The 25,100-nt window shown below is 60.9% G+C and carries 27 protein-coding genes; 16 read left to right on the top strand and 11 right to left on the bottom strand.

Translation table 11 applies throughout. The features are described 5' to 3' along the window. Nucleotides 1–39 precede the first annotated feature (39 nt). On the bottom strand, nucleotides 40–858 hold the full coding sequence (locus K3756_RS05415) for an MBL fold metallo-hydrolase (RefSeq protein WP_259991669.1): 819 nt from the start codon (nucleotides 856–858) through the stop codon (nucleotides 40–42). 235 nt (nucleotides 859–1,093) lie between these two features. On the opposite strand from K3756_RS05415, the gene K3756_RS05410 reads away from it, so the two are divergent. After that, on the top strand, nucleotides 1,094–1,390 hold the full coding sequence (locus K3756_RS05410) for a hypothetical protein (RefSeq protein WP_259991667.1): 297 nt from the start codon (nucleotides 1,094–1,096) through the stop codon (nucleotides 1,388–1,390). A 5-nt stretch (nucleotides 1,391–1,395) separates the two neighbouring features. Here K3756_RS05410 and K3756_RS05405 read toward each other — a convergent pair whose 3' ends face one another. The 9 genes from K3756_RS05405 to coxB form a co-directional block, all read right to left on the bottom strand. Further along, nucleotides 1,396–1,980 (bottom strand): GNAT family N-acetyltransferase, encoded by a 585-nt coding sequence (locus K3756_RS05405; protein ID WP_259991665.1) that lies wholly within the window; start codon nucleotides 1,978–1,980, stop codon nucleotides 1,396–1,398. Continuing rightward, the gene (locus K3756_RS05400) at nucleotides 1,980–3,242 is read right to left on the bottom strand and encodes a pitrilysin family protein (RefSeq protein WP_259991663.1); all 1,263 of its coding nucleotides are present in this window, start codon (nucleotides 3,240–3,242) and stop codon (nucleotides 1,980–1,982) included. The genes K3756_RS05405 and K3756_RS05400 overlap by 1 nt, the downstream gene beginning before the upstream one ends. Then, complete coding sequence (gene thrC / locus K3756_RS05395; protein WP_259991661.1) at nucleotides 3,239–4,627, bottom strand: threonine synthase; 1,389 nt, start codon at nucleotides 4,625–4,627, stop codon at nucleotides 3,239–3,241. The genes K3756_RS05400 and thrC overlap by 4 nt, the downstream gene beginning before the upstream one ends. 12 nt (nucleotides 4,628–4,639) lie before the next feature. Then, nucleotides 4,640–5,317 carry an SURF1 family protein gene (locus tag K3756_RS05390; RefSeq protein WP_259991659.1) on the bottom strand — a complete coding sequence of 226 codons (678 nt, stop codon included), beginning with the start codon at nucleotides 5,315–5,317 and terminating at the stop codon, nucleotides 4,640–4,642. Between the two features lie 104 nt (nucleotides 5,318–5,421). Continuing rightward, nucleotides 5,422–6,228 (bottom strand): cytochrome c oxidase subunit 3, encoded by an 807-nt coding sequence (locus K3756_RS05385; protein WP_259991657.1) that lies wholly within the window; start codon nucleotides 6,226–6,228, stop codon nucleotides 5,422–5,424. A gap of 26 nt (nucleotides 6,229–6,254) precedes the next feature. After that, entirely contained in the window at nucleotides 6,255–6,830 is a 576-nt protein-coding gene (locus tag K3756_RS05380; RefSeq protein WP_259991655.1) for a cytochrome c oxidase assembly protein, read from the bottom strand. Further along, on the bottom strand, nucleotides 6,830–7,024 hold the full coding sequence (locus tag K3756_RS05375) for a cytochrome C oxidase assembly protein (RefSeq protein ID WP_259991653.1): 195 nt from the start codon (nucleotides 7,022–7,024) through the stop codon (nucleotides 6,830–6,832). The genes K3756_RS05380 and K3756_RS05375 overlap by 1 nt, the downstream gene beginning before the upstream one ends. 4 nt (nucleotides 7,025–7,028) lie before the next feature. Further along, nucleotides 7,029–7,964: a heme o synthase gene (cyoE, locus tag K3756_RS05370; RefSeq protein WP_259991651.1), complete on the bottom strand. Its 936-nt coding sequence runs from the start codon at nucleotides 7,962–7,964 to the stop codon at nucleotides 7,029–7,031. Nucleotides 7,965–8,059: 95 nt separating this feature from the next. Further along, nucleotides 8,060–8,956 (bottom strand): cytochrome c oxidase subunit II, encoded by an 897-nt coding sequence (gene coxB / locus K3756_RS05365; protein WP_259991649.1) that lies wholly within the window; start codon nucleotides 8,954–8,956, stop codon nucleotides 8,060–8,062. 167 nt (nucleotides 8,957–9,123) lie between these two features. On the opposite strand from coxB, the gene tldD reads away from it, so the two are divergent. The 7 genes from tldD to K3756_RS05330 all read left to right on the top strand — a co-directional run bounded on the left by tldD (nucleotide 9,124) and on the right by K3756_RS05330 (nucleotide 17,016). Next, nucleotides 9,124–10,545 (top strand): metalloprotease TldD, encoded by a 1,422-nt coding sequence (tldD, locus tag K3756_RS05360; protein ID WP_259991647.1) that lies wholly within the window; start codon nucleotides 9,124–9,126, stop codon nucleotides 10,543–10,545. Nucleotides 10,546–10,659: 114 nt separating this feature from the next. After that, nucleotides 10,660–11,820 (top strand): DNA-processing protein DprA, encoded by a 1,161-nt coding sequence (gene dprA, locus K3756_RS05355; protein WP_259991645.1) that lies wholly within the window; start codon nucleotides 10,660–10,662, stop codon nucleotides 11,818–11,820. A gap of 155 nt (nucleotides 11,821–11,975) precedes the next feature. Continuing rightward, nucleotides 11,976–14,615, top strand: a complete 2,640-nt coding sequence (gene topA / locus K3756_RS05350; RefSeq protein WP_259991643.1) for a type I DNA topoisomerase — start codon at nucleotides 11,976–11,978, stop codon at nucleotides 14,613–14,615. Between the two features lie 111 nt (nucleotides 14,616–14,726). Further along, entirely contained in the window at nucleotides 14,727–15,296 is a 570-nt protein-coding gene (locus K3756_RS05345) for a L,D-transpeptidase (protein ID WP_259991642.1), read from the top strand. Nucleotides 15,297–15,405: 109 nt separating this feature from the next. Beyond that, nucleotides 15,406–16,110 (top strand): CoA transferase subunit A, encoded by a 705-nt coding sequence (locus tag K3756_RS05340; RefSeq protein WP_259991640.1) that lies wholly within the window; start codon nucleotides 15,406–15,408, stop codon nucleotides 16,108–16,110. Beyond that, nucleotides 16,110–16,733 (top strand): 3-oxoacid CoA-transferase subunit B, encoded by a 624-nt coding sequence (locus K3756_RS05335; protein WP_259991638.1) that lies wholly within the window; start codon nucleotides 16,110–16,112, stop codon nucleotides 16,731–16,733. Before K3756_RS05340 ends, K3756_RS05335 begins: the two co-directional genes overlap by 1 nt. Beyond that, nucleotides 16,726–17,016: a GNAT family N-acetyltransferase gene (locus tag K3756_RS05330; RefSeq protein ID WP_259991637.1), complete on the top strand. Its 291-nt coding sequence runs from the start codon at nucleotides 16,726–16,728 to the stop codon at nucleotides 17,014–17,016. The genes K3756_RS05335 and K3756_RS05330 overlap by 8 nt, the downstream gene beginning before the upstream one ends. Nucleotides 17,017–17,018: 2 nt before the next feature. Here K3756_RS05330 and K3756_RS05325 read toward each other — a convergent pair whose 3' ends face one another. Further along, entirely contained in the window at nucleotides 17,019–17,861 is an 843-nt protein-coding gene (locus tag K3756_RS05325; RefSeq protein WP_259991635.1) for a lytic transglycosylase domain-containing protein, read from the bottom strand. Between K3756_RS05325 and K3756_RS05320 the strand changes: the two genes are divergently transcribed. The 8 genes from K3756_RS05320 to K3756_RS05285 all read left to right on the top strand — a co-directional run bounded on the left by K3756_RS05320 (nucleotide 17,752) and on the right by K3756_RS05285 (nucleotide 25,091). Then, nucleotides 17,752–18,072, top strand: coding sequence for a hypothetical protein (locus tag K3756_RS05320; protein WP_259993617.1), 321 nt, complete (start codon nucleotides 17,752–17,754; stop codon nucleotides 18,070–18,072). The two genes, K3756_RS05325 and K3756_RS05320, sit on opposite strands and share 110 nt — an antisense overlap. 155 nt (nucleotides 18,073–18,227) lie before the next feature. Then, nucleotides 18,228–18,428 (top strand): Flp family type IVb pilin, encoded by a 201-nt coding sequence (locus tag K3756_RS05315; RefSeq protein ID WP_259991633.1) that lies wholly within the window; start codon nucleotides 18,228–18,230, stop codon nucleotides 18,426–18,428. A 115-nt stretch (nucleotides 18,429–18,543) separates the two neighbouring features. Continuing rightward, a complete protein-coding gene (locus K3756_RS05310; protein ID WP_259991631.1) occupies nucleotides 18,544–18,726 on the top strand; it encodes a hypothetical protein in 183 nt (60 codons plus the stop codon). A gap of 199 nt (nucleotides 18,727–18,925) precedes the next feature. Then, entirely contained in the window at nucleotides 18,926–19,774 is an 849-nt protein-coding gene (gene cpaB / locus K3756_RS05305) for a Flp pilus assembly protein CpaB (RefSeq protein ID WP_259991629.1), read from the top strand. A 193-nt stretch (nucleotides 19,775–19,967) separates the two neighbouring features. Then, a complete protein-coding gene (locus K3756_RS05300; RefSeq protein ID WP_259991627.1) occupies nucleotides 19,968–21,407 on the top strand; it encodes a type II and III secretion system protein family protein in 1,440 nt (479 codons plus the stop codon). A 4-nt stretch (nucleotides 21,408–21,411) separates the two neighbouring features. After that, nucleotides 21,412–22,092, top strand: coding sequence for an OmpA family protein (locus K3756_RS05295; protein ID WP_259993490.1), 681 nt, complete (start codon nucleotides 21,412–21,414; stop codon nucleotides 22,090–22,092). Nucleotides 22,093–22,391: 299 nt separating this feature from the next. Continuing rightward, complete coding sequence (locus tag K3756_RS05290; RefSeq protein WP_259991625.1) at nucleotides 22,392–23,630, top strand: AAA family ATPase; 1,239 nt, start codon at nucleotides 22,392–22,394, stop codon at nucleotides 23,628–23,630. A gap of 24 nt (nucleotides 23,631–23,654) precedes the next feature. After that, entirely contained in the window at nucleotides 23,655–25,091 is a 1,437-nt protein-coding gene (locus K3756_RS05285; RefSeq protein WP_259991623.1) for a CpaF family protein, read from the top strand. Nucleotides 25,092–25,100: the final 9 nt, after the last annotated feature.

Genomic DNA, 25,100 nt, shown 5'->3' with positions numbered 1-25,100 from the left:
TACGCCTTGATCTAATGCGGGCGCATCAGTTGCAAGGGGTTACGGCGCGCGAAGCCACGCCGGACGCAGCACCATGATTGTCGGGCGCGCGGGCAAACGGTCGAGGCTGACGTTCAGCGCGGGACCGCCCGTTTCAACCACGTCGAAATCATCGCGCATGCCCAGCAGGAAATCATCCAGCGCCGATTGGGCAAACCAGTGCATCGGGATCACGATACGCGACCGCAATCGCTTGAGCACCGCAATCATCGTTGCCTGATCGAGCGTATAACCACCGTCCACAGGCGCCATCACAACGTCAAGCCGGCCGATCGCTGCGTATTGCGCCGGATCGGGCGCGTGGTGCAGATGCCCCAAATGCCCGATACACAGCCCTGCCATTTCGAAAATGAAGATCGAATTGCCTTCGGGTTCGATACCGCTGAATTGCGACCGGATGTCCGTGGAGACGTTGCGGATCAGCACTTCGCCCAGATCGACCCGGTGGTCGATGCCTGCGCCATGCGTCTCCCCCCACCCCGGCAGCACATGCGGGATCGCCGGATCGGGAAAGGCGGTCCAGTGGGTGTCATGGGCGTGGTTCATGGTGACCACATCCGGGATCAGGGGCAGGCTGCCGGTAAAGCCGGTGTAGTCGGTGACCATGTTCAACCCGCCGTGGCTGCGGATCAGGAAACTTGCATGGCTGATATAGTGCAGCATCACTGTTTCCTGCGCGACCTGCGGCAGGCTGGCGGGCTGGACGTATGCGCCACCGGGGATAGCATCGGCCAGCGCGATACAATGGCTGGGCGTCCGCGTTTGTGCAGACAAAGGGGTGGCAAGCACGACGAGGGCGGCAAACAGGCGGATCAACATGCAACGCAGCCTAGCACCACGCCGTTCAATTCCAAAATACCTTGCAACAATACGGCACGCGAACGTGTGTCAGGGCGTTTTCGTGAACAATGTGTCAGCGCAATCGCCCTATTTTGCGGCAAGCCACGCAGCTTTGGCACTGTAACGTCACGCGCGGCTCACTGTCGGTTCATTTGAACGGACCGCCCCGTCTTCCCAGTTCGGTTGCAGAACAACGAAACCCAAGGAGACGACAATGAAACGCACACTTATCGCTACCACCGGAGCCGCCCTTCTGGCCGCCCTTTACATCACCACTCCGGTACAGGCCGGTACCGTCACCTATTTCGATCAGGGTGCCAATATCCAGTTCAGCTTCCACCAGCGTGATGATCACAAGGCGCACCACGGAAATCACCGTGCGCACAAGGGCCACGGCCACCGCAGCCACCGCGCCGACCGCCACCGCAGCAAAGTGCACAAAGAGCGCCGGAGCCACAAAAGCTCATCGCTCAAGCGCAAGCTGATCAAAAAGCATTTCCTGAAATTCTAGGACGTCTATTGCGGGCCCGTCTTGCCCCGCCTGTCGCCCCTCAGACAGGCGTAGAGCACGTGGGTCCGCCAACGGCCGTCAATCTGCAGGTAGCTTTGCGCAACACCTTCGTATTTGAACCCCGTCTTTTCGAGCAGCCCGCGTGACGGTTTGTTTTCCGGCAGACAGGCCGCTTCGATGCGGCTGAGGTCGAGATGGGTGAAGGCGTAATGCACCACCGTCTGGATGGCCTCGCGCATGTAGCCGCGGCGGGCGAAATGTTCGCCCGTCCAGTAGCCCAATGTCCCCGCAAGCGCGGGACCGCGGCGGATATTGTCGAGGGTGATCGCGCCCATCAACGCCTCGTCGTCGCGCCGGATCAGGAACAGGGGCATCGCGGTGCCCGCGTTGATCGATCGGTTGGCCCAATAGACACGGTTCGAAAACGCCTTGCGCGACAGGTGGTCGCGTGACCATGCGGGCTCCCACGGGGTCAGGAACGCGGCCGAATTCTCCCGCAGGGCGGACCAGGCGCGGAAATCGGAATGGATCGGCGGGCGCAGGGTCATGCGCTCCGTCTCCAGCCGCAATTTGCGCCGCGCCAGTAGCATCAGGCCGCGCGCCGGTCGCGCAATGCGTCGAGTGTGGGCGCCGCATCGACCGGTCCGTAAAGCGCCATGGCCATCGGCGCATCGGCGGCCATACGCTGGGCGAAATCACGCACATCGCCCGTGGTCACGGCGTCGATTTGTGCAATCGTTTCCTCGAGCGGCGGAATGCGGTCCCAGATCTGGATCAACCGCGCCAGACGCTCTGCGCGGTTCGACGGGCTTTCCAGCCCCATCAGCAGGCCCGCCTTCATCTGGGCGCGCGCGCGGGCGACTTCGGCGGGCGACATATCCGTGGCCGCGCGTTTCATCTCGTCAATCGTGATCTGCGCAAGTTCGGGCAATTGCTCACCCGATGTCCCGGCATAGACGGTCATCATGCCAGTGTCGGCATAGGCACCTGCCTGCGCAAATATGGTGTAGCACAGGCCGCGGTTTTCGCGCACTTCCTGAAAAAGGCGGCTCGACATGCCGCCACCGAGAGCCGAGGCGTATATTTGCGCGACATAGATATCGTCGGCGCGGTAACCCGGCGATTCAAAGCCAAGGGCGAAATGCGCCTGCTCAAGATCTTTGGCCTGCCTGTGCTCGCCCCCCGAAAACACGCCGGGCAGGATCACGCTGCTTGTCTTGGGTGGCATGTCGCCGAATAGCTCTTCGGCCAGCTTGACGATCGCGTCATGGTCCACCGCCCCTGCCGCTGACAGGATCATCTGTTCGGGGCCGTAGTGTTGATCGACAAAGCCCGTCAGATCGGCACGGCTGAACCGGGACACCGCGTCGGAGGGGCCAAGGATCGTGCGGCCCATCGGCTGATCCGGATAGGCCTGCGCCTGAAGCCAGTCAAAGATCACATCATCGGGCGTGTCGAGCGCCTGACCGATTTCCTGCAAGATTACGCCGCGCTCGACCTCGATCTCGGCATCGTCCATCACAGGATTGCGCAGAATATCCGCAATCACGTCCAGACCCAGCGGCACATCGTTTTCGAGCACGCGGACATAATAGGCCGTCACCTCGCGGGAGGTATAGGCATTGATATAGCCGCCCACGTCCTCGATCGCCTCGGCGATTTGCAAGGCGGTGCGTTTCTTCGTGCCCTTGAAGGCCATATGCTCGAGAAAATGCGCGATGCCGTTCTGGTCGGGCGTTTCATGGCGGCCACCCGCCGACACCCACACCCCGATCGACGCCGAAGCGAGCCCCGGCATGTGTTCGGTGACGATGCGAAAGCCGTTGCTCAGGCGATGGGTTTGCAAGCTCACTTGGCGATCAGTCCTTTGATATGGGTTTTGAGCGCCTCAAGGTCGTTGGGCACCTGTGTTAGCCGTTCGTCGCGGTCGAACAGATCGGCCATACGGTCGGGCAACGGCGGGCGCTGGCCGGTGGCTGCCTCGACCGCGTCAGGGAATTTTGCGGGATGGGCGGTGGCCAGTGTGATCATCGGCGTCGCATCGCTGCGGTGCTCATTGGCGACTTTGACGCCCACGGCCGAATGGGGGCACAAAAGCTCGCCGGTGTGGGCCAGCGTGCGGGTGATGGTGTCGCTGGTTTCCTGTTCGGACGCGCGGCCCGACCCGTAAATATCGGAGAGCGACTGCATGGCGCCCTGACTGACGTCAAATCCGCCCGCCGCAAGCTCGTCCATCAGCTGCGCCACGGCTCCGCCTTCGCGGTCGTAGGCATCAAACAGGGCGCGCTCGAAGTTGGAGCTGACCTGAATATCCATCGAGGGGCTGATAGAGGGTGTCACGCCATCCTTATGGTACCCCTGCCCCGACAGGCAGCGGTGCAGGATGTCGTTCTGGTTGGTCGCCACCACCAGCTGATCGACAGGCAGGCCCATCCGTTTGGCGATGTAGCCGGCAAAGATGTCGCCGAAGTTGCCGGTCGGCACGGTAAAGCTGACCGGTCGCTGCGGAGCACCAAGGCTGACTGCGGAAGAGAAATAATACACGACCTGCGCCAGCACCCGGCCCCAGTTGATCGAATTGACCCCGGCGAGGCGTACCCCATCGCGGAATTCGAAATCGTTGAACATGTCTTTGAGGCGCGCCTGACAGTCGTCGAAATCCCCGTCGAGTGCCAGCGCGTGGACGTTGGATTCGGTCGGTGTGGTCATCTGCCGGCGCTGCACATCACTGACCCGCCCGTGCGGATAGAGGATCACCACATCGACGTTGTCGAGCCCCCGAAACGCCTCGATCGCGGCAGATCCGGTATCGCCGGACGTCGCCCCCACGATGGTCACCCGCTCGCCTTTGCGCCCAAGTGCAAGCTGGAACATCTGGCCGATGAGCTGCATGGCGAAATCCTTGAACGCCAGCGTGGGGCCGTGAAACAGCTCGAGCAGGAAGTGGTTGGGCGCCAGTTGCACCAGTGGCGCGCGCGCGTCATGGCCGAAGCCCGCGTAGGCCTTGGCGATCAGGTCGCGGAATTCCGTGTCGGTGAACGTGTCGCCGATAAAGGGCCGCATCACCGTAAAGGCGACGTCCTCGTAGCTTTGGCCCGCCATCGCGGCGATCTGGTCGGCATCGAGCGTCGGGATCGTTTCGGGCACATAAAGCCCACCGTCACGGGCCAACCCCGTGAGCATCGCCTCTTCAAAACTGAGCGACGGGGCGGAGCCACGGGTGGAGATATAGCGCATGTCTTTGCTTTCTCAGGTCTTGGGGGTGCGCCGCAGGCGCAGGATGAAGGCAACGGTCATCGCGGCCCAGATGGCGGCCAGCGAAAACCACGTGATTGCGTATTGCAGGTGGTCGTTCGGAATGGCGCTTGTGTCAACGGGCAATGGCACCACCGGTAAATCCGAAAACGATGTGTCACGCGCGACCAGCAGGATCGGTTCGGTCGTCAGCGCCGCGGCCATGGCAGGTACATCACGCGCGAACCACGTGTTGTCGGTCAGGTCGGGTTCGGGTGTGAAGCTGTCGATCTCGCGGGGCCACTGCAGATTGCCGCTCAGCGTGACGTCTTCGGCAGGGGCCGGAATATCCTCGCGGGCGACGGGCACGAACCCGCGGTCCACCATGATCGTGCGCCCCTCATCAGTCGTGAAGGGTGATATGATCCGGTATCCGGCGCCGATGTCTTTCTGGCTGACAAGCACCCGCAGGTACCCTTCGCCAAAGCTTCCCGTGACGCTGACCGGCAGATAGCTGTCCGCCTCCGCGCCCGGGTTGGCGGGCAATGGCCCCGGTTCGGCGGCGATCCGGGCATCGATGTCCGCGATGATGCCCAGCTTTTCGTCCAGCCGCTGCACCTGCCAGAAGCCCAGCCATAACAGAATGGCCAAACCACCCAGCCCAACGATCAAGAGATAAAGAGTGCCGCGCATGAAACGCTCCACAGGCTTTGGAATGGAAAACGCGCGCGGCGGAGTGCCACGCGCGTTTTTGGGTTCTAAAGATCAGGGCGTATCATGCAACCCCGATCGGCCTATCAGCCCGGGATACCCCAGACATAGACGGCGAAGAAAAGGAACAGCCAGACAACGTCAACGAAGTGCCAGTACCATGCCGCCGCTTCAAAGCCCACGTGGCGTTCGGGCGAGAAGTGGCCCGCACGCGCGCGGAACCAGCACACCAGCAAGAACAGTGTCCCGATGATGACGTGGAAGCCGTGGAAGCCGGTCGCCATGAAGAAGTTGGAGTAGAATTCATCGACACCGAATTCCCAGCCTTCGTGCAGCAGATGCTCGTACTCATAGGCCTGCAGGCAGGTGAACAGCACACCCAGAACGACGGCGATCAACAAACCGTTCTTAAGATCGGCGCGGTTGTTGCCATGCACCAGCGCGTGGTGCGCCCATGTCACGGCACAGCCCGACAACAGCAGGATCAGCGTGTTGATCAGCGGCAGGTGGAAGGCATCGACGGGGTAGATAAACGGCGCGACGTATTCGGTGCCCACGTAGTCTTCCATCGGGTAGAGCGCGTGTTTGAAGAAGCTCCAGAACCAGGCGGCAAAGAACATCACTTCGGACATGATGAACAGGATGAAGCCATAGCGCAGGCCGATGCGGACCACGGGTGTATGGTCGCCGATCTTCGATTCCTCGACGACTTCGGACCACCACGCAAACATGGTGTACAGCGTGCCGACGAGGCCCGCGAGGAACACGAACGGCGTGATGCCATGCATCCAAAGCACGCCACCGGCCAGCATGACAAAGGCGAAGAGCGCGCTCAGCAGGGGCCAGATTGAGGGGTTGAGAATATGATAGTCGTGGTTCTTTGCATGGGCCATGGCTGTGGTGTCCCTTACCTTTTTTCTTAGTTCAGGTCAGTTGATTGTTCTGCGTCAAGAGCGGCGTACCCCTCGGGCAGGTCAATTTCGTAGAATGTATAGGATAGCGTGATGGTATGTATATACTGACCCTCACGATCGTCGACCATTTCGGGGTCGACAAAGAAGCTGACGGGCATCTCGACACGCTCGCCGGGTGCCAGCACCTGTTCTTCAAAGCAAAAGCAGGCGATCTTTTCGAAAAATGCACCGGCCTGATAGGGCGTCACATTGTAGGATGCCTGACCCGCGATGGGTTTGTCGGTGGGGTTGTAGGCTTCGTAGAAGGCCAGACCGGTTTCACCGATCCGCACTTCCATCTCGCGCACCACGGGTTTGAATTCCCACGCCATATTGTTGTTAAGAGAGCCGTCAAAGCGCACGGTGACAGTCTGGTCCAGCACGTCGTCGGGGGCCACGTCCGAAACACCCGTCACGCCGCCAAATCCGGTGACCCGGCAGAACCAGTCGTAGAACGGCACCGATGCCCACGCCAGCCCGCCCATCAGCACAACGACACCGACGGTCTGGAACACTGTTTTCTGAGGACCGGAGAGTGCCATCAGTTGCCCTCCTCCGATTGCACCTGTTGACCGACGCCGTTGGCCTGGCTCGCGGGGATCTGAAAGTCACTCGACGTGATTTTGACGAAGGTGAGCACCATGATGAGCCCGACAAATCCGGCCAGCATCAGGCCCACGCCAACGTTCAGTCCGCGCCGACGGTTGTGAATTTCATGTTCAGCTTTGATCGCCATAGGTTTACCAGCCTCCCAATCCGAATGGTTTCAGCGTCGCTTCGGCAAGAATCGCACCAAAGTGCAGGAACAGGTACCAAAGCGACAGGCGGAAGAACTTGCGCTCAACCGCAAAATTGTCCGCTTCGCTGTCGTCCTCGTTGCGGTGCTGGATGTCCCAGGCACCCTTGAGGAACAGCGCGTTCAGCACGAGCGCCGTCGCCAGATAGATCCAGCCCCCGATCGCAGTGAACGCCGTGCCCACCGCCAGAACGACCAACGCCACAGTGTAGCCCAGAATATGGTTTCGCGTGCTGCGGCGCCCGTGGGTGACAGTCAGCATCGGCACGTTTGCATCGTCGTAATCGTTGCGCATGAACAGGGCCAGCGCCCAGAAATGCGGCGGTGTCCACATGAAGATCAGGGCAAACATCAACCATGGCTCCAGCGCGAAGCTGCCGGTTGCGATCAGCCAGCCGATCACCGGGGGGAACGCACCCGCCGCGCCACCGATCACGATGTTCTGCGGCGTGGAGCGTTTGAGCCACATCGAATAGGGCACGACGTAGAAAAAGATCGTGAAGGCCAGCATTGCACCGGCCAGCAGGTTTGCCGACAGCGACAGCATCATCACCGCCATGCCAGACAGGGCACAGCCAAGTGCCAGTGCGGCTTCGGGCGTGACCTTGCCCGCGGGAATCGGGCGCTGCGCGGTCCGCTTCATCACCGCGTCAATGTCCGCATCCCACCACATGTTCAGCGCACCGGATGCCCCTGCCCCGATGGCCAGAAACAGGATCGATGCAAAGCCCACGACAGGGTTGACCGACACAGGCGCGGCCAGCATCCCCACAAGCGCTGTGAAAACCACAAGCTGCATCACACGGGGCTTGAGCAGGGCATAATAGTCGCCCAACTGTGCCTCGCCTTCGTAAGTGTGTGTATCGGTCATATCTGTCATGGCAGTATCCGGTGTCAGATCAATGAAAAGCTTGACGCCGCACAGGTCAGAGCGGCGTCGGGGTCGGGTGGGGTCTGTGCCCCACCGCAGTACGTTCAGTCAGCCGAAGCGATGCGCAAAGGCTGCGGAATACCGGCGTATTCCTCTTTCGCGCGGCTCAGCCATGCCTCGTATTCTTCCTGAGAGACGACCTTGACCGTGATCGGCATATAGGCGTGGGCCTGACCGCAGAGCTCCGAGCACTGCCCGAAATAGACGCCTTCCTTATCGGCCTTGAACCAAAGCTCGGCCAGACGACCCGGGACGGCGTCCTGCTTCACGCCAAAGGCGGGGATGGTCCAGGAGTGGATCACGTCGGAGCCGGTCACCTGCACCACAACGGTCGCATCGACGGGAACAACCATCGCGGTGTCGGTTGCGAGCAGCCATTCGTCCTCGGAATAGCCGGCCTCTTCGAGTTGCGCGATCACTTCTGGCGTTTTGATGTTGTTGCCGCCGGTCGCTGGCGCGCCGATCATGTAGCTGTCAAAGCCGAACCCTTCGTCAACGTATTCGTAGGACCAGTACCACTGGTTGCCGATCGTCTTGACCGTCACGTCCGCCTGCGGAATTTCCTGCTGGCGGAACAGGATCGGCAGCGACCATGCCCCAATGCCGACAAGGATCAGGATCGGCACGATGGTCCACGCGATTTCCACAGGTGTGTGGTGTGTGAAAGTCGCGGGGTTGGGGTTGCGCTTGCGGTTGTAGCGGATGGTCACCCACACCAGCAGCGCGGTCACGAACAATGTGATCAGCGTGATGATCACGAGAATCATGCCATCGAGCCATTGCAGATCGGTCGCCAGTTCGGTCACGCCGGGCTGAAAGCCCATCTCACCGTTCGTCGGCCGGCCAATGACCTCAAGACCTTGAGGATCCACGTTTTGTGCCAAGGCTGGCAGGCTGGTGAAACCGGCGAAGAGGCCGGAAAGTGCGGTAAGCTTTTTCATGTCGTTGTCCTGATCTTCTTGACCCTAGATGGCTAAAACGCGGCGCAGGGCGGCTGCGGCGTTGAAATCTGGCGCCTTACAATCATATTCTGTGAGCGAAAGAAAGACTTATGCTTGCGTCAGATAGACGCGAATTGACGCAATCCCCCGGAAAACAGGAGTTCCCCATGGCCGAGGCCCCTTTTTCGCCTTTCGACACGCTGCTCGACCGCGATACGGCCCTGCGCACTTTGCGCGATGCGGTCGCCGGTGCCGACGACGGAGAGCTGTTTTTCGAGCGCCGACGCTCGGAAGGGCTGATGTTTGACGACGGACGGCTCAAGACCGCAAGCTACGATGCCGCCGAGGGCTTTGGGCTGCGCGCCGTGCGCGGCGAAGTCGCGGGCTATGCCCATTCCACCGAGATTTCCGAGGCGGCCCTGCGCCGCGCCAGCGAAACGGCGCGGCTGGCCGTGGGCGACGGGGGCGGCACATGGGCCGATGCGCCCGAAGGCACCAACAAGAAGCTCTATACGGATGCAGACCCGATTGCCGGTGCCGCGTTCCCCGTCAAGGTCGACACCCTGCGCGAGATCGACGACTTCTGCCGCGGTCTGGATCCGCGTGTCGTACAGGTCAGCGCCTCTATCGCGGCCTCTTTGCAGGAGATCGAAATACTGCGGCCCGAAGGCATGTCGGTCAGGGACGTCCGGCCCATGACGCGGGTCAACGTCTCCGTGATCGTCGAGCAGGACGGGCGCCGCGAGAGCGGCAGCGCGGGTGGCGGCGGACGCATCGGTCTTGACGGTCTGCTGGCCCGCGACGACTGGCAGGCCAAGGCCCGCGAGGCACTGAGGATCGCGATCGTGAACCTGTCGGCCGAACCCGCGCCTGCCGGTGTGATGGACGTTGTGCTCGGCCCCGGCTGGCCCGGTATCCTGCTGCACGAGGCGATCGGTCACGGATTGGAAGGCGATTTCAACCGCAAGGGATCGAGCGCCTTTGCCGGTCTGATGGGGCAACAGATTGCCGCGCGCGGGGTCACCGTGCTCGACGATGGCACCATCCCCGACAGACGTGGGTCCATTTCCGTGGATGACGAAGGCACTCCATCGGCGAAAAACGTCCTGATCGAGGACGGCAAGCTGGTGGGCTACATGCAGGACCGCCAGAATGCGCGCCTGATGGGGGTCGAAACCACCGGAAACGGGCGCCGGCAGAGCTTTGCGCATATACCGATGCCGCGGATGACCAACACCTACATGCTGGGCGGCGACACGGCGCCCGGCGACATCGTCGCAGACCTCAAGGACGGCATATATGCCGTGGGCTTCGGCGGCGGTCAGGTGGACATTACCAACGGCAAGTTTGTCTTCAGCTGCACCGAAGCCTACCGCGTGCAAAATGGCGTCGTCGGCGCGCCGGTGAAGGGGGCGACCCTGATCGGTGACGGTGCGACCGCGCTCAGGCAGATACGCGCGATCGGCAATGATCCCGCACTTGACCCCGGCATGGGCAATTGCGGCAAGCAGGGCCAGTGGGTTCCTGTTGGTGTGGGACAGCCGACGCTCATGATCGGCGGTCTGACGGTGGGGGGATCGGCCGCGTGACACATGCGATTATCGACAAAGCGGCACACGTTTAACGAAAGTCCAACGCAAACCGTTCATCCCCTGTTAACCACTCCGACCTATACCTGATTCCAGCAACGGACGAGGATCGGGATGACTGACAGGGACTACACTCCTTCTTCCACTCACCCCCCACTCCCACCCCCCTCGGAAGACGAACAGTTTGCCCGTCTTCGTCTGTTGCGCTCGCGCCGGGTCGGCGTTGCAACCTACAACAGGTTGATGGCCGAACACGGCACTGCGCAGAACGCGCTGGCCGCGCTGCCACAGGTGGCGCGCGCTGCGGGCGTTTCATCCTACGAAGCATGCCCCGAAGGTGTCATCCGCGCCGAATTGCAGGCGGCCCGCGCCGCCGGTGCGCGACTGGTGGAACGCGGGGATGCCCTATATCCCGCCCTGCTGGCCGAGCGTGAGGACGCACCACCCTTCATGTGGGTCGTGGGCGATACCGACATCCTGACACGTCCGATGATTTCTCTGGTCGGCGCGCGCAATGCGTCGTCTTTGGGGCTGCGCATGGCCCGCACGCTGGCGCAGGATCTGTCAAAGGCAGGCTATGTGGTGGTGTCTGGCCTCGCGCGGGGCATTGACGCCGCAGCGCACGCGGCCGCCCTGCCCCACGGCACGCTGGCCGTTCAGGCGGGCGGTGTCGATATCCTATATCCCGCAGAAAACGCCGCCCTTGCCCGCGACATCGGGCAGAACGGTCTGCGAGTGAGCGAACAGCCCATGGGTCTCAATCCGATCGCGCGGCATTTTCCGGCCCGCAACCGCATCATTGCAGGGCTGTCGCAGGCGACGCTTGTCGTCGAGGCGGCGGCCAAATCCGGCAGCCTTATCACCGCCCGTGACGCTGTCGATCAGGGCCGCGATGTGTTGGCGGTGCCGGGCCATCCGTTCGACGCGCGCGCATCGGGCTGCAACATGCTCATCCGCGATGGCGCCACGCTTATCCGAAATGCATCAGACGTCATCGATATGCTGACCCCTGTGGACGGCAACGCCCCCAAGCTGCCCTTGCCGCCGACACCCCAGACGCGCTCCGCCCCCAAGAAGCGCGGCAGCGCCCTGCGGGAGGCGGCAAAACTGCACAAAACCATTCTGTCGCGGCTGGGGCCCTCTCCCATCGCCGAGGATCAGCTGATCCGCGATCTGCGCGCGGCACCGGCAAGTGTCACGCCGGTGCTGATCGATCTGGAACTCGACGGGCAAATTACCCGCAGCGCGGGTGGTCTGCTGTCGCGCTCTGTCTGACGCCGTAGCGCCGCGCCGGCGCTGCATGGATGGCCCTGCCACGCGCCGGGCTCGTCGCTGTTGTGAAGGGCCTTGCGTTGACAAAGCCCCCTTGCATCCCACATGACAAACGCCATAGACGCACCCAACCGCACTCCTTTAAGGACTGAATTTGTATGCCAGTAGTCGTTGTCGAATCCCCCGCCAAGGCCAAGACGATCAACAAATATCTCGGCGACAACTTCACCGTACTGGCATCCTACGGGCACGTGCGTGATCTGCCGCCCAAGGACGGATCGGTCGATACGGAAAACGATTTCGACATGCTGTGGGAGATCGGCAGCGACAGCAAGAAACACGTCAAGGCCATCGCCGACGCGCTGAAAGACGACAACGAACTGATCCTCGCGACCGACCCTGACCGCGAAGGTGAGGCGATCAGCTGGCACCTGCAAGAGGCATTGACCAAGCGCAAGTCGATCAAGAAAGACACACCCGTCAGCCGGGTGGTCTTTAACGCGATCACCAAGTCCGCCGTCACCGAGGCCATGAAGAACCCCCGTCAGGTCGACATGCCACTGGTCGAGGCCTACCTCGCCCGCCGCGCATTGGATTATCTGGTGGGGTTCAACCTGTCGCCTGTGCTGTGGCGCAAATTGCCCGGGGCCAAATCGGCGGGACGGGTACAATCGGTGACCCTGCGGCTGATCACCGAGCGCGAGATGGAAATCGAAGCGTTCCGCAACCGCGAGTACTGGACCGTCAAGGCGCTGCTTGCCACACCGTCGGGTCAGGAATACGAGGCGCGCCTGACCACGCTGGCGGGCAAGAAGCTCGATAAATTCGATCTGGCCAATGACACGCAGGCCGAAATGGCCGTTCAGGCAATCGACAGCCGCGATCTGAGCATCACGAGCGTCGAGGCCAAGCCAAGCGCGCGCAACCCCTCCGCCCCCTTCATGACATCGACTCTGCAGCAAGAGGCCAGCCGCAAATTCGGCATGGGCGCGCGACAGACAATGTCCACGGCGCAGCGTTTGTACGAAGCGGGCCACATTACCTATATGCGGACAGACGGCATCGATATGGCGCCGGAAGCCGTGCAGATGGCGCGTGACGCGATCCAGGACCGCTACGGCGCGAAATACGTCCCCGACAAACCGCGTGTCTACAAGAACAAGGCCAAGAACGCGCAGGAAGCCCACGAATGCGTCCGCCCCACCGACATGGCCAAGGACGCCGATGCGCTCAAACTGATGGATGGGGATCAGCGCAAACTTTACGATCTGATCTGGAAACGCACCCTGGCCTGCCAGATGGAAAACGCCCGTCTGGAACGTACCACTGCCGAAATCGGCTCTGCCGACGGGCAGGTCGCGTTGCGCGCCACCGGTCAGGTCGTGCTGTTTGACGGTTTTCTGAAGGTCTATGAAGAAGGCCGCGACGACGTGGTCGACGACGATGACAAGCGCCTGCCTCAGATCACCCAAGGGGACAAGGCCGACAAGCGCAGCGTCACGCCGGAGCAGCATTTCACGCAGCCCCCGCCGCGTTATACCGAAGCGACACTGGTCAAACGGATGGAAGAACTGGGCATCGGGCGCCCGTCAACCTATGCCAGTATCGTGACCACCATCCAGGACCGCGGCTATGTGCGCCGCGAGGGCCAGCGGCTGATCCCCGAGGACAAGGGCCGGCTGGTCACCGCCTTTCTCGAAAACTACTTCCGCCGGTATATCGGCTATGACTTTACCGCCGATCTCGAAGACCAGCTGGACAAAGTGTCGGCAGGTGACGCGGAGTACAAGACGGTGCTTGAGCGGTTCTGGCGCGATTTCTCTGCCGCCATCGCCGAGACATCAGAACTGCGCATCACAGAGGTGCTCGAAAAGATCAACGATGTGCTGGAGCCGCATCTCTTCCCGCCCACGGAAGACGGCAGCGATCCGCGCCTGTGTCCCAACTGCGGCGCGGGCCGGTTGTCGATGCGCACCGCGCGGTCTGGCGGCGCGTTCATCGGGTGCTCCAACTATCCCGAATGCCGCTATACGCGCCCTTTCGGCCCGCCCGACCCGGAAGCCGAAGCGTCTGCCATTCCGCCCGAAGGCAAGCTGCTGGGCGAGGACATGGGCGACGAAATCCGCGTGTTCAAAGGCCGCTTCGGCCCCTATGTCCAGCGCGGCGCCGTCACCGAAGAGAACAAGAAGCCCCCGCGCCAGTCGATCCCCAAGGATTGGGCGCCCGAGGAGCTGGAGCTGGAACGCGCGGTCATGCTGCTGTCGTTGCCGCGTGAGGTGGGCCCCCACCCCGAGGACGGGGTGATGGTCTGGGCCAATATCGGCCGTTACGGCCCCTATCTCAAACACGCGGCGAGCACGTCCGACAGGGGCGGCACCAATGCCAACCTCGAGGGCATCGACGAAGTCTGGACCGTCGGCATGAACCGCGCGGTGCAGCTTCTGGCCGAAAAGATCGCCAGCCGTGGCAACCGCGGCAAGGCCGCAGCCCCCCTGCGCGAATTGGGCGAGCATCCCGAAGCCGGCGGCCCCGTCAACGTGATGAAGGGCAAATACGGGCCCTACGTGAAGTGGGAAAAGCTGAACGCGACGATCCCCGACACGGTCGAGCCCGAAGAGATCACGATGGCGCAGGCGGTTGTGCTGCTTGACGAGCGCGCGGCCAAATCCGGCAAGAAGAAGCCCGCCCCGAAAAAGAAAGCGGCGGCAAAGAAAAAGCCCGCAGCCAAGAAAACAGCCACAAAGAAGACCGCGGCCAAAAAAGCCCCCGCCAAGAAAGCGGCAGAAAAAGAGGACTGAACCGGACGATCGACGCTCCTCACTTTCGCGTCAGTCCTTTGCGCGCGCCCTTTAACCCCGCGCGGCAGGTGTTATGTGGCGGACAGACTGCAAAAAGACAGGAGCAAAGATATGACCGAGCAGAGGTTTTCACGTCGTAGGCTGATTGCCGTGTCGGGGGCCGCTTTGGCTGTGCCTGCCGTGGCGCGGGCGCAGGATGTACCTGCCGCCGCCCCGCTGCACCGGCGCAACACGATGAGCTTTGTGCCACAGAACTGGCAGGACCACTTTGACGGGCTCGGCATCGCCGCGATCGTGGCGGACACCACCAGCCGCGCGCTGCACTTCTGGAGTGGTGATGGCGAGACCTACAAGGTCTATCCCACTTCGGTTCCGCGGACGGATGAGCTGACCAAACGCGGGTACACCGAAATCGTGCGCAAACGTGTCGGGCCGGACTGGACGCCGACGCCCAACATGCTCAAGGAAGACCCGACCCTGGAATACATGCCCCCCGGCCCCGGCAACCCGCTGGGCACTCACGCGATGTACCTCAGCTGGCCCGCGTATCTGATCCACGGCACCCACGACACCCGCAAGATCGGGCGCCAGTCGTCGTCGGGCTGTATCGGTCTGTACAACCACATGGTCGAGGAACTGTTTGCGATGGCGCCGGTCGGCACGCAGGTGCGCATCATCTGACCCTATGCCGCGCCGCCAGCCCATGCTGCGGCGCGGCAATTCATTGACACCGCTCTGACGCCGCGTCACAACTCCCCCAACCATTCGCAGACAAGGGGAGCGCCATCTGATGAAGAAAGTCTATGCCAATGCCACCGAGGCCCTCGACGGGATACTCGAAGACGGCATGCTGATCGCGGCTGGCGGTTTCGGCCTATGCGGCATTCCCGAATTGTTGCTGCAGGCGATCAAGGATGCAGGCACCAAGGATCTGACGTTTGCGTCCAATAACGCCGGTGTGGACGATTTCGGCATCGGTATCCTGCTGCAGACAAAGCAGGTCAAGAAGATGATCAGCTCTTACGTGGGTGAAAACGCCGAGTTCATGCGCCAGTACCTGTCGGGTGAGCTTGAGCTCGAATTCAACCCGCAAGGCACGTTGGCCGAACGCATGCGGGCTGCGGGCTGCGGCATCCCGGGTTTTTATACCAAGACCGGCGTCGGCACGGTGATCGCCGATGGCAAGGAGCACAAGGACTTCAACGGCGAGACCTATATCCTCGAAGAAGGTATCTTTGCAGACCTCTCCATTGTGAAGGCATGGAAAGCGGACGAGACAGGCAATCTGGTATTCCGCAAGACCGCGCGCAACTTCAACCCGCCCGCGGCCATGTGTGGCAAGGTCTGTGTTGTCGAGGTAGAAGAAATCGTGCCCACGGGCAGTCTTGATCCCGATACCATCCATCTGCCCGGCATCTATGTGCACCGCATCATTCAGGGCGATCACGAAAAACGCATCGAACAGCGTACAATCCGTCAGAAGGAGGGCGCATAATGCCTTGGGACCGTAACCAGATGGCGGCACGGGCCGCCGAAGAACTCGAAGACGGCATGTATGTAAACCTCGGCATCGGCATCCCCACGCTCGTTGCCAACTACGTCGGTGACAAGGACATCACCCTTCAGTCGGAAAATGGCATGCTGGGCATGGGCCCCTTCCCCTTCGAGGGGGAAGAGGACGCTGATCTGATCAACGCGGGCAAACAAACCATCACCGAATTGAACCGCACCGCCTATTTCGACAGCGCGACCAGCTTTGGCATGATCCGCGGCGGCAAGATCGCGGCGGCGATTCTGGGCGCGATGGAAGTGGCCGAAAACGGCGATCTGGCCAACTGGATGATCCCCGGCAAGCTGGTCAAAGGCATGGGCGGCGCGATGGATCTGGTTGCCGGTGTGGGCCGTGTCATCGTGGTGATGGACCACACCAACAAACACGGCGACAGCAAATTGCTGAAGGAATGCACCCTTCCCCTGACCGGTAAAGGGGTGGTGGACCGGATCATTACCAATCTGGGCGTTCTGGATGTGGTCGATGGCGGTTTGCGAATCGTGCAATGCGCCGACGGGGTGACCGAAGACGAACTGCGCGCCGCGACGGAGGCGACCATTGTCTGACCCCGACATCACCCGCGAGGTCGAAGGCTCCAAAGGGCGCTACGTTCTGCACCTGCAGGGGCAGGAAGCCGAACTGACGTATTCCAAACTTGGTGAGACGCAGGTGATCGCGGACCACACGGACGTGCCCGAGACGCTGAAGGGTACGGGGGCGGGCCTGATGCTGGTGGAACGGCTCGTCGCGGATGCGCGCGCCGAAGGCTTCCGCATCGTGCCGTTGTGCCCCTTCGTCAACGCGATGCGCCGCAAGCATCCCGAGTGGGCCGACGCCTTCAACGTCTGACCTTACTGCATCTTCACAAAAACACAGCCGTCCGAGATCAGCTCGGGCGGCGTTTTGCATAGCCCCTTGGCGACCTGAAACGCGGCGAGCACCTTGGGCACGTAGTCGCGCGTTTCCGCAAATGGCGGCACGCCTGCATGTTTGCGCACCGATCCTTCGCCCGCATTATACCCCGCCAGCACCAAAATAGGGTCATCGCCAAACTCGCCCATCAGCCAGTCGAGGTATTTCACCCCACCCGCGATGTTCTGTTGCGGCTGGAGACTGTCTGTTACGCCAAAGCGGTCCGCCGTGGCGGGCATGAGCTGCATCAACCCTTGGGCACCCGCCGAACTGACCGCGTCTTCCTTGCCCGAGGATTCGACCGAAATGACGGCAAGCGCCAACGCGGGCGATACTTTGGTGCCGATGGTTGATTTCAGGATATCGATGCCATGCACCTGCGCGATATTCTGCATGTGCTGCAGCCGCGGTGCGGGCACTTTCGATGTTGCGGTGCGCAATGTGGTGATCGCTTTTTGCAATCTGCCGGGGCCAGCCTGTGCGGCGTCCGGCGATACACTGGCCCAGAACCAGTCATATTGGCCCGCCGCGGGTCTCTTGATCGTTCCCGAGGGCTGAGCCACCACCGCGGGTGTGGGCGCCTGTGTCTGGCCATCGTTCCAGAACCCCTGGTCGGGGGCAATCTGCGGAATGGCCTTGGCCGTTTTGCCACGCTTGGGGGGCTTCACGCTTTTGGAACTGAAGGACGGGAATGCGGGCGCGGGCGTTTCGGCCCGCGCGGAGGAAAGCGCGACAACTGCACTGACGACGCATGTCAGCGCCAAAAATCGGTTCGGACGCATGGAATGCCTGCTGTTTGTTTGTTTTTATCTGCTCGTTGAGAGGTTTTTCGCACGAAATACCCCCTCCGATCCAGCAAACCCGGCACATAAACATGGCGAATTTGCCATAATTGCCACAAGCGCACGCCTGTTGCCGCTCTTTTCAGATAAAGTTTATCTTTTAACGCCAACAAAAACAGGGGGTTACCAAAAAATCCGGCGAATTTCCTAATGAGAGGTCAATTACCATATTTGCGGTCAAATTCATGCCCCAATCATCCGTCTATATAGCGTCATACCAAGTCGAGCTGGCCTGAATGAGAGCGGGTCAACAAGCGAAGCAAGGTTGAAACTGAAATATCTACTGATCCTTTGGAGGGACGAAACATGATGAACTTTATCAAAAACTTCCGCGATGACGAATCTGGCGCCGTTACAGTTGACTGGGTTGTTCTGACAGCCGCCGTTGTTGGCCTGGCGATCGCAGCCTACACATCCATCGAATCCGGCGCGACCGGCATGACAGCTGCTACTTCGACCTTCCTGGGTCAGCAGACCATCGGTGACATCGGCGCGCCTACTCCTTAATCCGGGCGTCGTCTGAAATTGGGGGTCGCGTTCTGTATCGCAGCACGCGACCCCTTTTTTGTGGCCGGGCGTGACCTGATCACATCGGAACATTTCCTTAAGAATTGAGCTGCATATGAAACTGAGTAATTTTTTCCGCGAAGAATCCGGCGCAGTCACGGTCGATTGGGTCGTTCTGACGGCCGCCATTTGTGGCATCGCCATCGTTTCTTTTGCCTCGATCCAATCAGGCAGCAAAAGCGTGGGCGACCGGGTCGGCGTATACCTGTCGACAACCGACATCGAAGATCTGCACTGATTTTCCTGCATATTACGAAGACGAAACCCCATCCCCGTGTGGGTTTTTGTCAGTTTGACTGACCGCCTGTCCCGACGGGTGAAAGTCATGTGAATGCCGCCTTGCCCGCACATCAATGCCGCATTTCGACCGTATCATCCGAGCAAGGTGAAAAACGGGGCCGTGAAAAAGGACCCCAGAGCAGAAAAGGAATACAAGAATGCGTATGGTATTTGGCTTGGTTCTATTGGTTGGCATCGCCCTCGCGGGTGGTGCGGTGTATCTTGCCAAGGGCCAGATCGGGCAATATCAGGCCGCGCTCAACCGCGCCGAGATGGCCAGACAGAAGATCGTGCCGACCGAAACCGTCTATGTGGCCACACGGGCTTTGAAATACGGTGACCGGCTGGCGGCAGAGGACGTGCGCGCAGTTGATTTCCCGGTGACGGCCATTCCCGAAGGTGCGTTCAAGACCGAAGAAGAGATTTTTCCGCCGACAACCGAAGAATTGCGCGTGATCTTGCGCCCCATCGAAAAAGACGAAGCATTGCTTGCAGTAAAAGTGACCGCACCGGGTGAGGACGCCGGCATCACATCGCGCCTGGAGCGCGGCATGCGGGCCTTTGCCATCAAGGTCGACGTATCGAGCGGCGTGTCGGGCTTTTTGCGCCCCGGTGACCGTGTCGACGTTTACTGGACCGGCCGCACAGGCCGTGGCAACGAGGCCGGCGAGGTGACCAAGCTGATCGAAGCGGGCGTCAAGCTCATCGCGGTGGACCAGAGCGCCGGTGAAGTCGACGGCGCGACAATCGCCCGCACGGTGACAGTCGCCGTCAATCCCAACCAGGTCGGCGCATTGGCGCAGGCCCAGTCCACCGGTCGTCTGTCGCTGTCGCTGGTCGGTGCCGGTGACGATACGATCGCCTCCGCGGTGCAGGTAAACCAACGCTCGCTCTTGGGCATCGAGGCCGAAGTGGCCGCCCCCGTTGCCGAAAAAGAGCGTGTCTGCACGATCCGAACCCGCAAGGGCGCGGAGGTTGTGGAATTGCCGATACCCTGTACAAACTAATACATAACAACAATAAATTGCGCGCCGCCCCTCTCCGGGCGGCGTTTTGCGTTTGCGCTCTGTTGCCATTTATCCACATGCATTCAATCGCGGAACGCATTGATTCTTGCAAAAAAACACAAACTGCCGCAGGGTGACCGGAACGACGGGCAATAAGACCCTACTCTGAGGCGTGATCAAAAAGGCAGGTCACATGAAAATCGATAGATTTATGACAGCAGCCCTATTGGGGCTGAGCTTGAGCGTATCCGCAATGACAGCCGCAGTTCCCACTGCAGTTGCCGCTGACAATCTGCGCGTAGTGAAAAAGGGAACAAGTTCAAATTTGAGCGTTCCCATGAACCGCGCCGTGGTTGTCGAAAGCGATGTGCCTTTTGCGGAACTAACCATCGCGAACCCCGGCATTGCGGACATCTCCGCCCTGTCCGACCGCACCATGTATGTTCTGGGCAAATCCCCCGGACGTACGACACTGACCTTGCTTGACCCTTCCGGTCGCCTGATCACGAATGTCGATGTGCAGGTTGCGCCAGATATTTCGGAGTTCAAGGAACGCCTGCGGCAAATTCTCCCCGGCGAAAAGATCGAAGTGCGCACCGCGAATGACGGGATCGTCATGTCCGGTGTCGTCTCGTCCAGCCAGAAATTGCAGCGTGCGCTCGATCTGGCGCAGCGCTACGCGCCCGAACGTGTGTCAAACCTGATGAGCGTCGGGGGCGTTCAGCAGGTCATGCTCAAGGTCCGTTTCGCGGAAATGCAGCGCAGCGTATCGAAATCGCTCAGCTCGTCTCTCTCGTTGTCGGGCGGGATCGGCAGCGATCTGGGCGTGCGCAGCGGCACCGGTACACTCGTCACCGAGGGCATCAACGGCGCGGCACTTGGCGGCGGACTGCCCGAATCCAACACAAACACAGGCGCAATTCTGTTTGGTTTCAACGCAGGGTCCACACAGGTCGGCATCCTGCTTGAAGCGCTCGAGCAAAAAGGCGTCGTTCGCTTCCTTGCCGAACCCAATCTTGTCGCCCTTTCGGGCCAAGAGGCCAAATTCCTCGCCGGGGGGGAATATCCTATCCCCGTGGCGCAGGGCGATGGTCGAATTTCCATTCAATTCAAACCTTTCGGTGTCGAGCTGTCCTTCATCCCACGCGTCGTGGACAAGGATCTGATCAACCTCGAGCTCAAGGCCGCCGTATCGGCCATTGATGCGGCCAACGGTGTCACACTTGACGGTGGGTTCAACGTGGCGGCCTTCTCGCGGCGCGAAACATCGACAACGGTTGAAATGCGCGACGGTGAAAGCTTTGCCATCGCGGGTTTGCTGGAAGATGATTTTACAGACAATTCATCGCAACTTCCCTGGATTGGCGACGTGCCGGTGCTGGGCGCACTGTTCCGCAGCGCTGAATACCAGCGCAGCCAGACGGAATTGGTGATCATCACGACCGCTCATCTGGTCACCCCGACCCGTGGCGACGCGCTTGCGCTGCCGACGGACCGGATCAAACCGCCAACCGAAAAGGACTTGTTCCTGTTCGGACGCACTGCCGCCGGCACCCGCACGCCAAGCAAAGGCGCGGCTGGAGAGGTTGCAAAACAAGACTTTACCGGCTCTTATGGCTACGTACTGGATTAAGACAATGCAAAGCTCGATCGCATATAAGCTTAGCGCACTCGGCGCCTTGACCGCTTTTGGCCTCTCTGCCTGCGCGCCGAGTGAGGATGCCGTCTTTACCCAGTTCCATTCCGAAGCGGGCGCAATCGTCGATACCGGCGCGTTTGGCGATGCAACGCTGAACAACAAGCTGATCATGACTGGTGAGCGCCAGTACACCTTCGATCTGGCCAACCGTTTTGCCTCCGAAATCGACAGCACTGTCAATTTTGCCTTCAATTCAGCGCGTCTTGATGCGCGCGCACAGGCCATTTTGCGCAAGCAGGCGAGCTGGATCCGTCAGTTCCCCGAAGTCCGCTTCCGGGTATACGGCCATACCGACAAGGTCGGCTCGAACCGCTATAACAAGCGTCTGGGTTTGCAACGCGCCCGCGCGGTCGTCCACTTCCTGAGCACTCAGGGCATTGGCCGCCACCGGCTCGAAGCTGTTGTTTCCTTTGGCGAAACCCAACCCCTTGTCGTCACCCAGGGGCGCGAGCGACGCAACCGCCGGACGGTAACGGAGGTCAGCGGCTTCGTGAAACGGCACCCCACGGTGCTGGACGGAAAGTACGCGCAGATCATTTATCGCGACTATGTTGCGAGCGCCGTATCGCAGACCACATTGACGACAACAACCGTCGGATCCGTTGGCGAAACACGCTAACCACCCGCCAGTGACCTTTGATCAAAGCCGCCATTTGCGCGGCTTTGTTCACGAATAGGGCCCCTACCCGGCGGTTTCGGCGGTCACGCCTGACCAATCCGCTTGTTTGCCCCGCTATCGTTTCACGATACCCAACAATCGAAGCAATTCAGCCCCAATCTCGCCCCAAATGTCGGCGATACCTCTTTCCCAAGGGATAATTCTGTCCGGCAAAACGAGTCGGACGGGGGCGATCCGGCCGATGCGATCCATTCTGATCCGCCGCGCCGCTTGCCCTTTGAAACAAGGGAACCGAGTGTATGAGCAGCACGATGCCAGAACCGACACAGGCCGAGATTCTCGCCTGCACCGTAAGCCGGGATGTGCAGAACTTCGATCTGCTGATCGAGGACATGGAAACCGCGTTGGGCGAAAGCTGGGGCGATCTGGGCTTCAGTGAAGCACTTGCTTTCTTCAACCAACCCGAAGCCAAGCACATGGAATTCATCGCCCTCGCCATTGATGAGGATGACGAAGACGATCTGCCGCTCATGGCCGAGATTATCGCCGCCGCAAAGCGCCGCGACATCAGCGTAATCCTGATCGCAGAAGATGTAACGCCGACCGCGCTGCATTCGTTGCTGCGGGGGGGCGCCGATGAATTCGTGCCCTACCCCCTTCCCGAAGGCGAGCTGGCGCAAGCGATCGAGCGCATCCGCGAACCCGACCCCGTGCCGCAGGCCGCCGCGGACAGTGGTCCACAGCTCAAGGCCGGCGCCCAGAAGGACGGTGCAGTGATCGTCGTGCACGGGCTTGCCGGAGGAACAGGGGCAACAACGGTCGCGGTCAATCTGGCGTGGGAACTGGCCACGCTGGGCAAGAACAACCACCCCTCCGTCTGCCTGATCGATCTTGATCTGCAATACGGATCCGTTTCGACCTTCCTTGATCTGCCCCGCCGCGAGGTCGTGTACGAAATGCTGTCGGACACCGAAGGCATGGACGAGGAGATTTTCGGCCAGGCCCTGCTGACCTACGAAGACAGGCTGCAGGTTCTGACCGCGCCCGCCGAAATGCTGCCGCTGGATTTGGTGACCGCCGAGGACGTGCAGCGCGTGCTCGAAATGGCGCGCAACCAGTTCGATTATGTGGTCATCGACATGCCCTCGACGCTGGTGCAGTGGTCCGAAACTGTCCTGACCAACGCGCATATCTATTTCGCGATGTTGGAACTGGACATGCGGTCTGCGCAAAACGCGTTGCGGTTCAAGCGGGCCCTTCAATCCGAAGAGCTGCCTGTCGAAAAGCTGCGCTATGCGATGAACCGGGCACCCAAGTTCACCGACCTGAGCGGCAAGGGCCGCGTCAAACGCATGGCCGAGAGCCTCGATATTTCCATCGACCTGCTGCTGCCCGATGGCGGCAAACCGATCACGCAGGCCAATGACCACGGCCAACCGCTTGCGGTGTCTGCGGCCAAAAGCCCGCTGCGCAAGGAGCTGGCAAAGCTCGCGGCATCCATCCACACGCTCAAGGACGATGAGGCAGCCGCAGCCTAGGGCCGCGACAGAAAAGGTAACGCGATGTTTTCCAAGTACAAAAAACCAGAAGCGGTTCCGGCCAACGCACCCGCTGCGGCGGCCCCCGAACCCAAGGCAGCCCCCAAGGCAGAGACGGCCAAGACCGCCTCCATGCGCAGGGCGTCCGCCCCCGCCGCGGCGCTTCCGGTAGACAAGGAAGTCAAACGCAAGCAGCGCATGAGCGACATCAAGCTCGAATTGCACCGCGCGTTGCTCGACAACCTCAATCTCGCCGCGCTGGAACATGCAACCGAGCAGGATTTGCGGCAGGAAATCAATGCCATCGCCGCCGAGGTCCTGTCTGAGAAATCGATCGTGCTTGGGCGCGAGGACCGGTTGCAGCTCAATTCCGAACTCTACGACGAGGTGACCGGCCTTGGCCCTCTCGAGACGCTTTTGAAAGACGAAAGCGTCAACGATATTCTCGTGAACGGCCCGCAGCAGATCTTTGTGGAACGCGCGGGCAAGCTCGAACTGACGGACGTGACGTTCAAAGACGAACGCCATTTGCTGCGAATCATCGATAAAATCGTAAGCGCGGTGGGTCGCCGTGTCGACGAGAGCAACCCTTACGTCGATGCGCGCCTGAAAGACGGTTCGCGCTTCAACGCAATGGTGCCGCCGGTCGCGGTGGACGGCAGCCTCGTGTCCATTCGTAAGTTCAAGAAGGACAAGCTGGGCATTGATGATCTGGTGCAATTCGGCGCGTTCACCGAAGAAATGGCCGCCTACCTTCAGGCCGCGGTCGCAACGCGCCTGAACGTCATCGTCTCGGGCGGTACCGGCTCCGGTAAAACCACGACCCTGAACGCGCTGTCGTCCTTTATCGACAACGCGGAACGTATCCTGACGATCGAGGACACGGCGGAACTCCAGCTGCAACAGACCCACGTGGGCCGGATGGAAAGCCGCCCGCCCAACGTCGAGGGTAAGGGCGAAGTCAGCCCCCGCGACTGTCTGAAGAACGCCCTGCGGATGCGCCCCGACCGCATCATCGTGGGCGAGACGCGCGGCGAGGAAGTCATCGACATGCTGCAGGCCATGAACACCGGCCACGACGGATCGATGACGACAATCCACGCCAACTCCGCCCGCGACGGGGTCAGCCGTCTGGAAAACATGATTGCGATGGCGGGTATCGAAATGCCGCTTAAGGCCGTACGCAGCCAGATTTCCTCCGCTGTGAACCTGATTGTGCAAGCCAGCCGCCTGCAGGACGGTTCGCGCCGGATGACATCGATCACCGAAATCACCGGGATGGAAGGCGATGTGATCTCGATGCAGGAAATCTTTCGCTACCAGCGTGTGGGCCTGACCCCCGACAACAAGATCATCGGCCATTTCACCGCCACGGGCGTGCGCAGCCATTACGCGGAACGCTTTCGCATGTGGGGCTATGACCTGCCGTCGTCCATCTACGAACCTATCGCCGCCCAGTAAGGATCAGAG

Source organism: Sulfitobacter sp. S190 (assembly GCF_025141935.1).
GTDB lineage: Bacteria > Pseudomonadota > Alphaproteobacteria > Rhodobacterales > Rhodobacteraceae > Sulfitobacter.
This window is presented reverse-complemented; position numbering and strand designations above follow the sequence as displayed.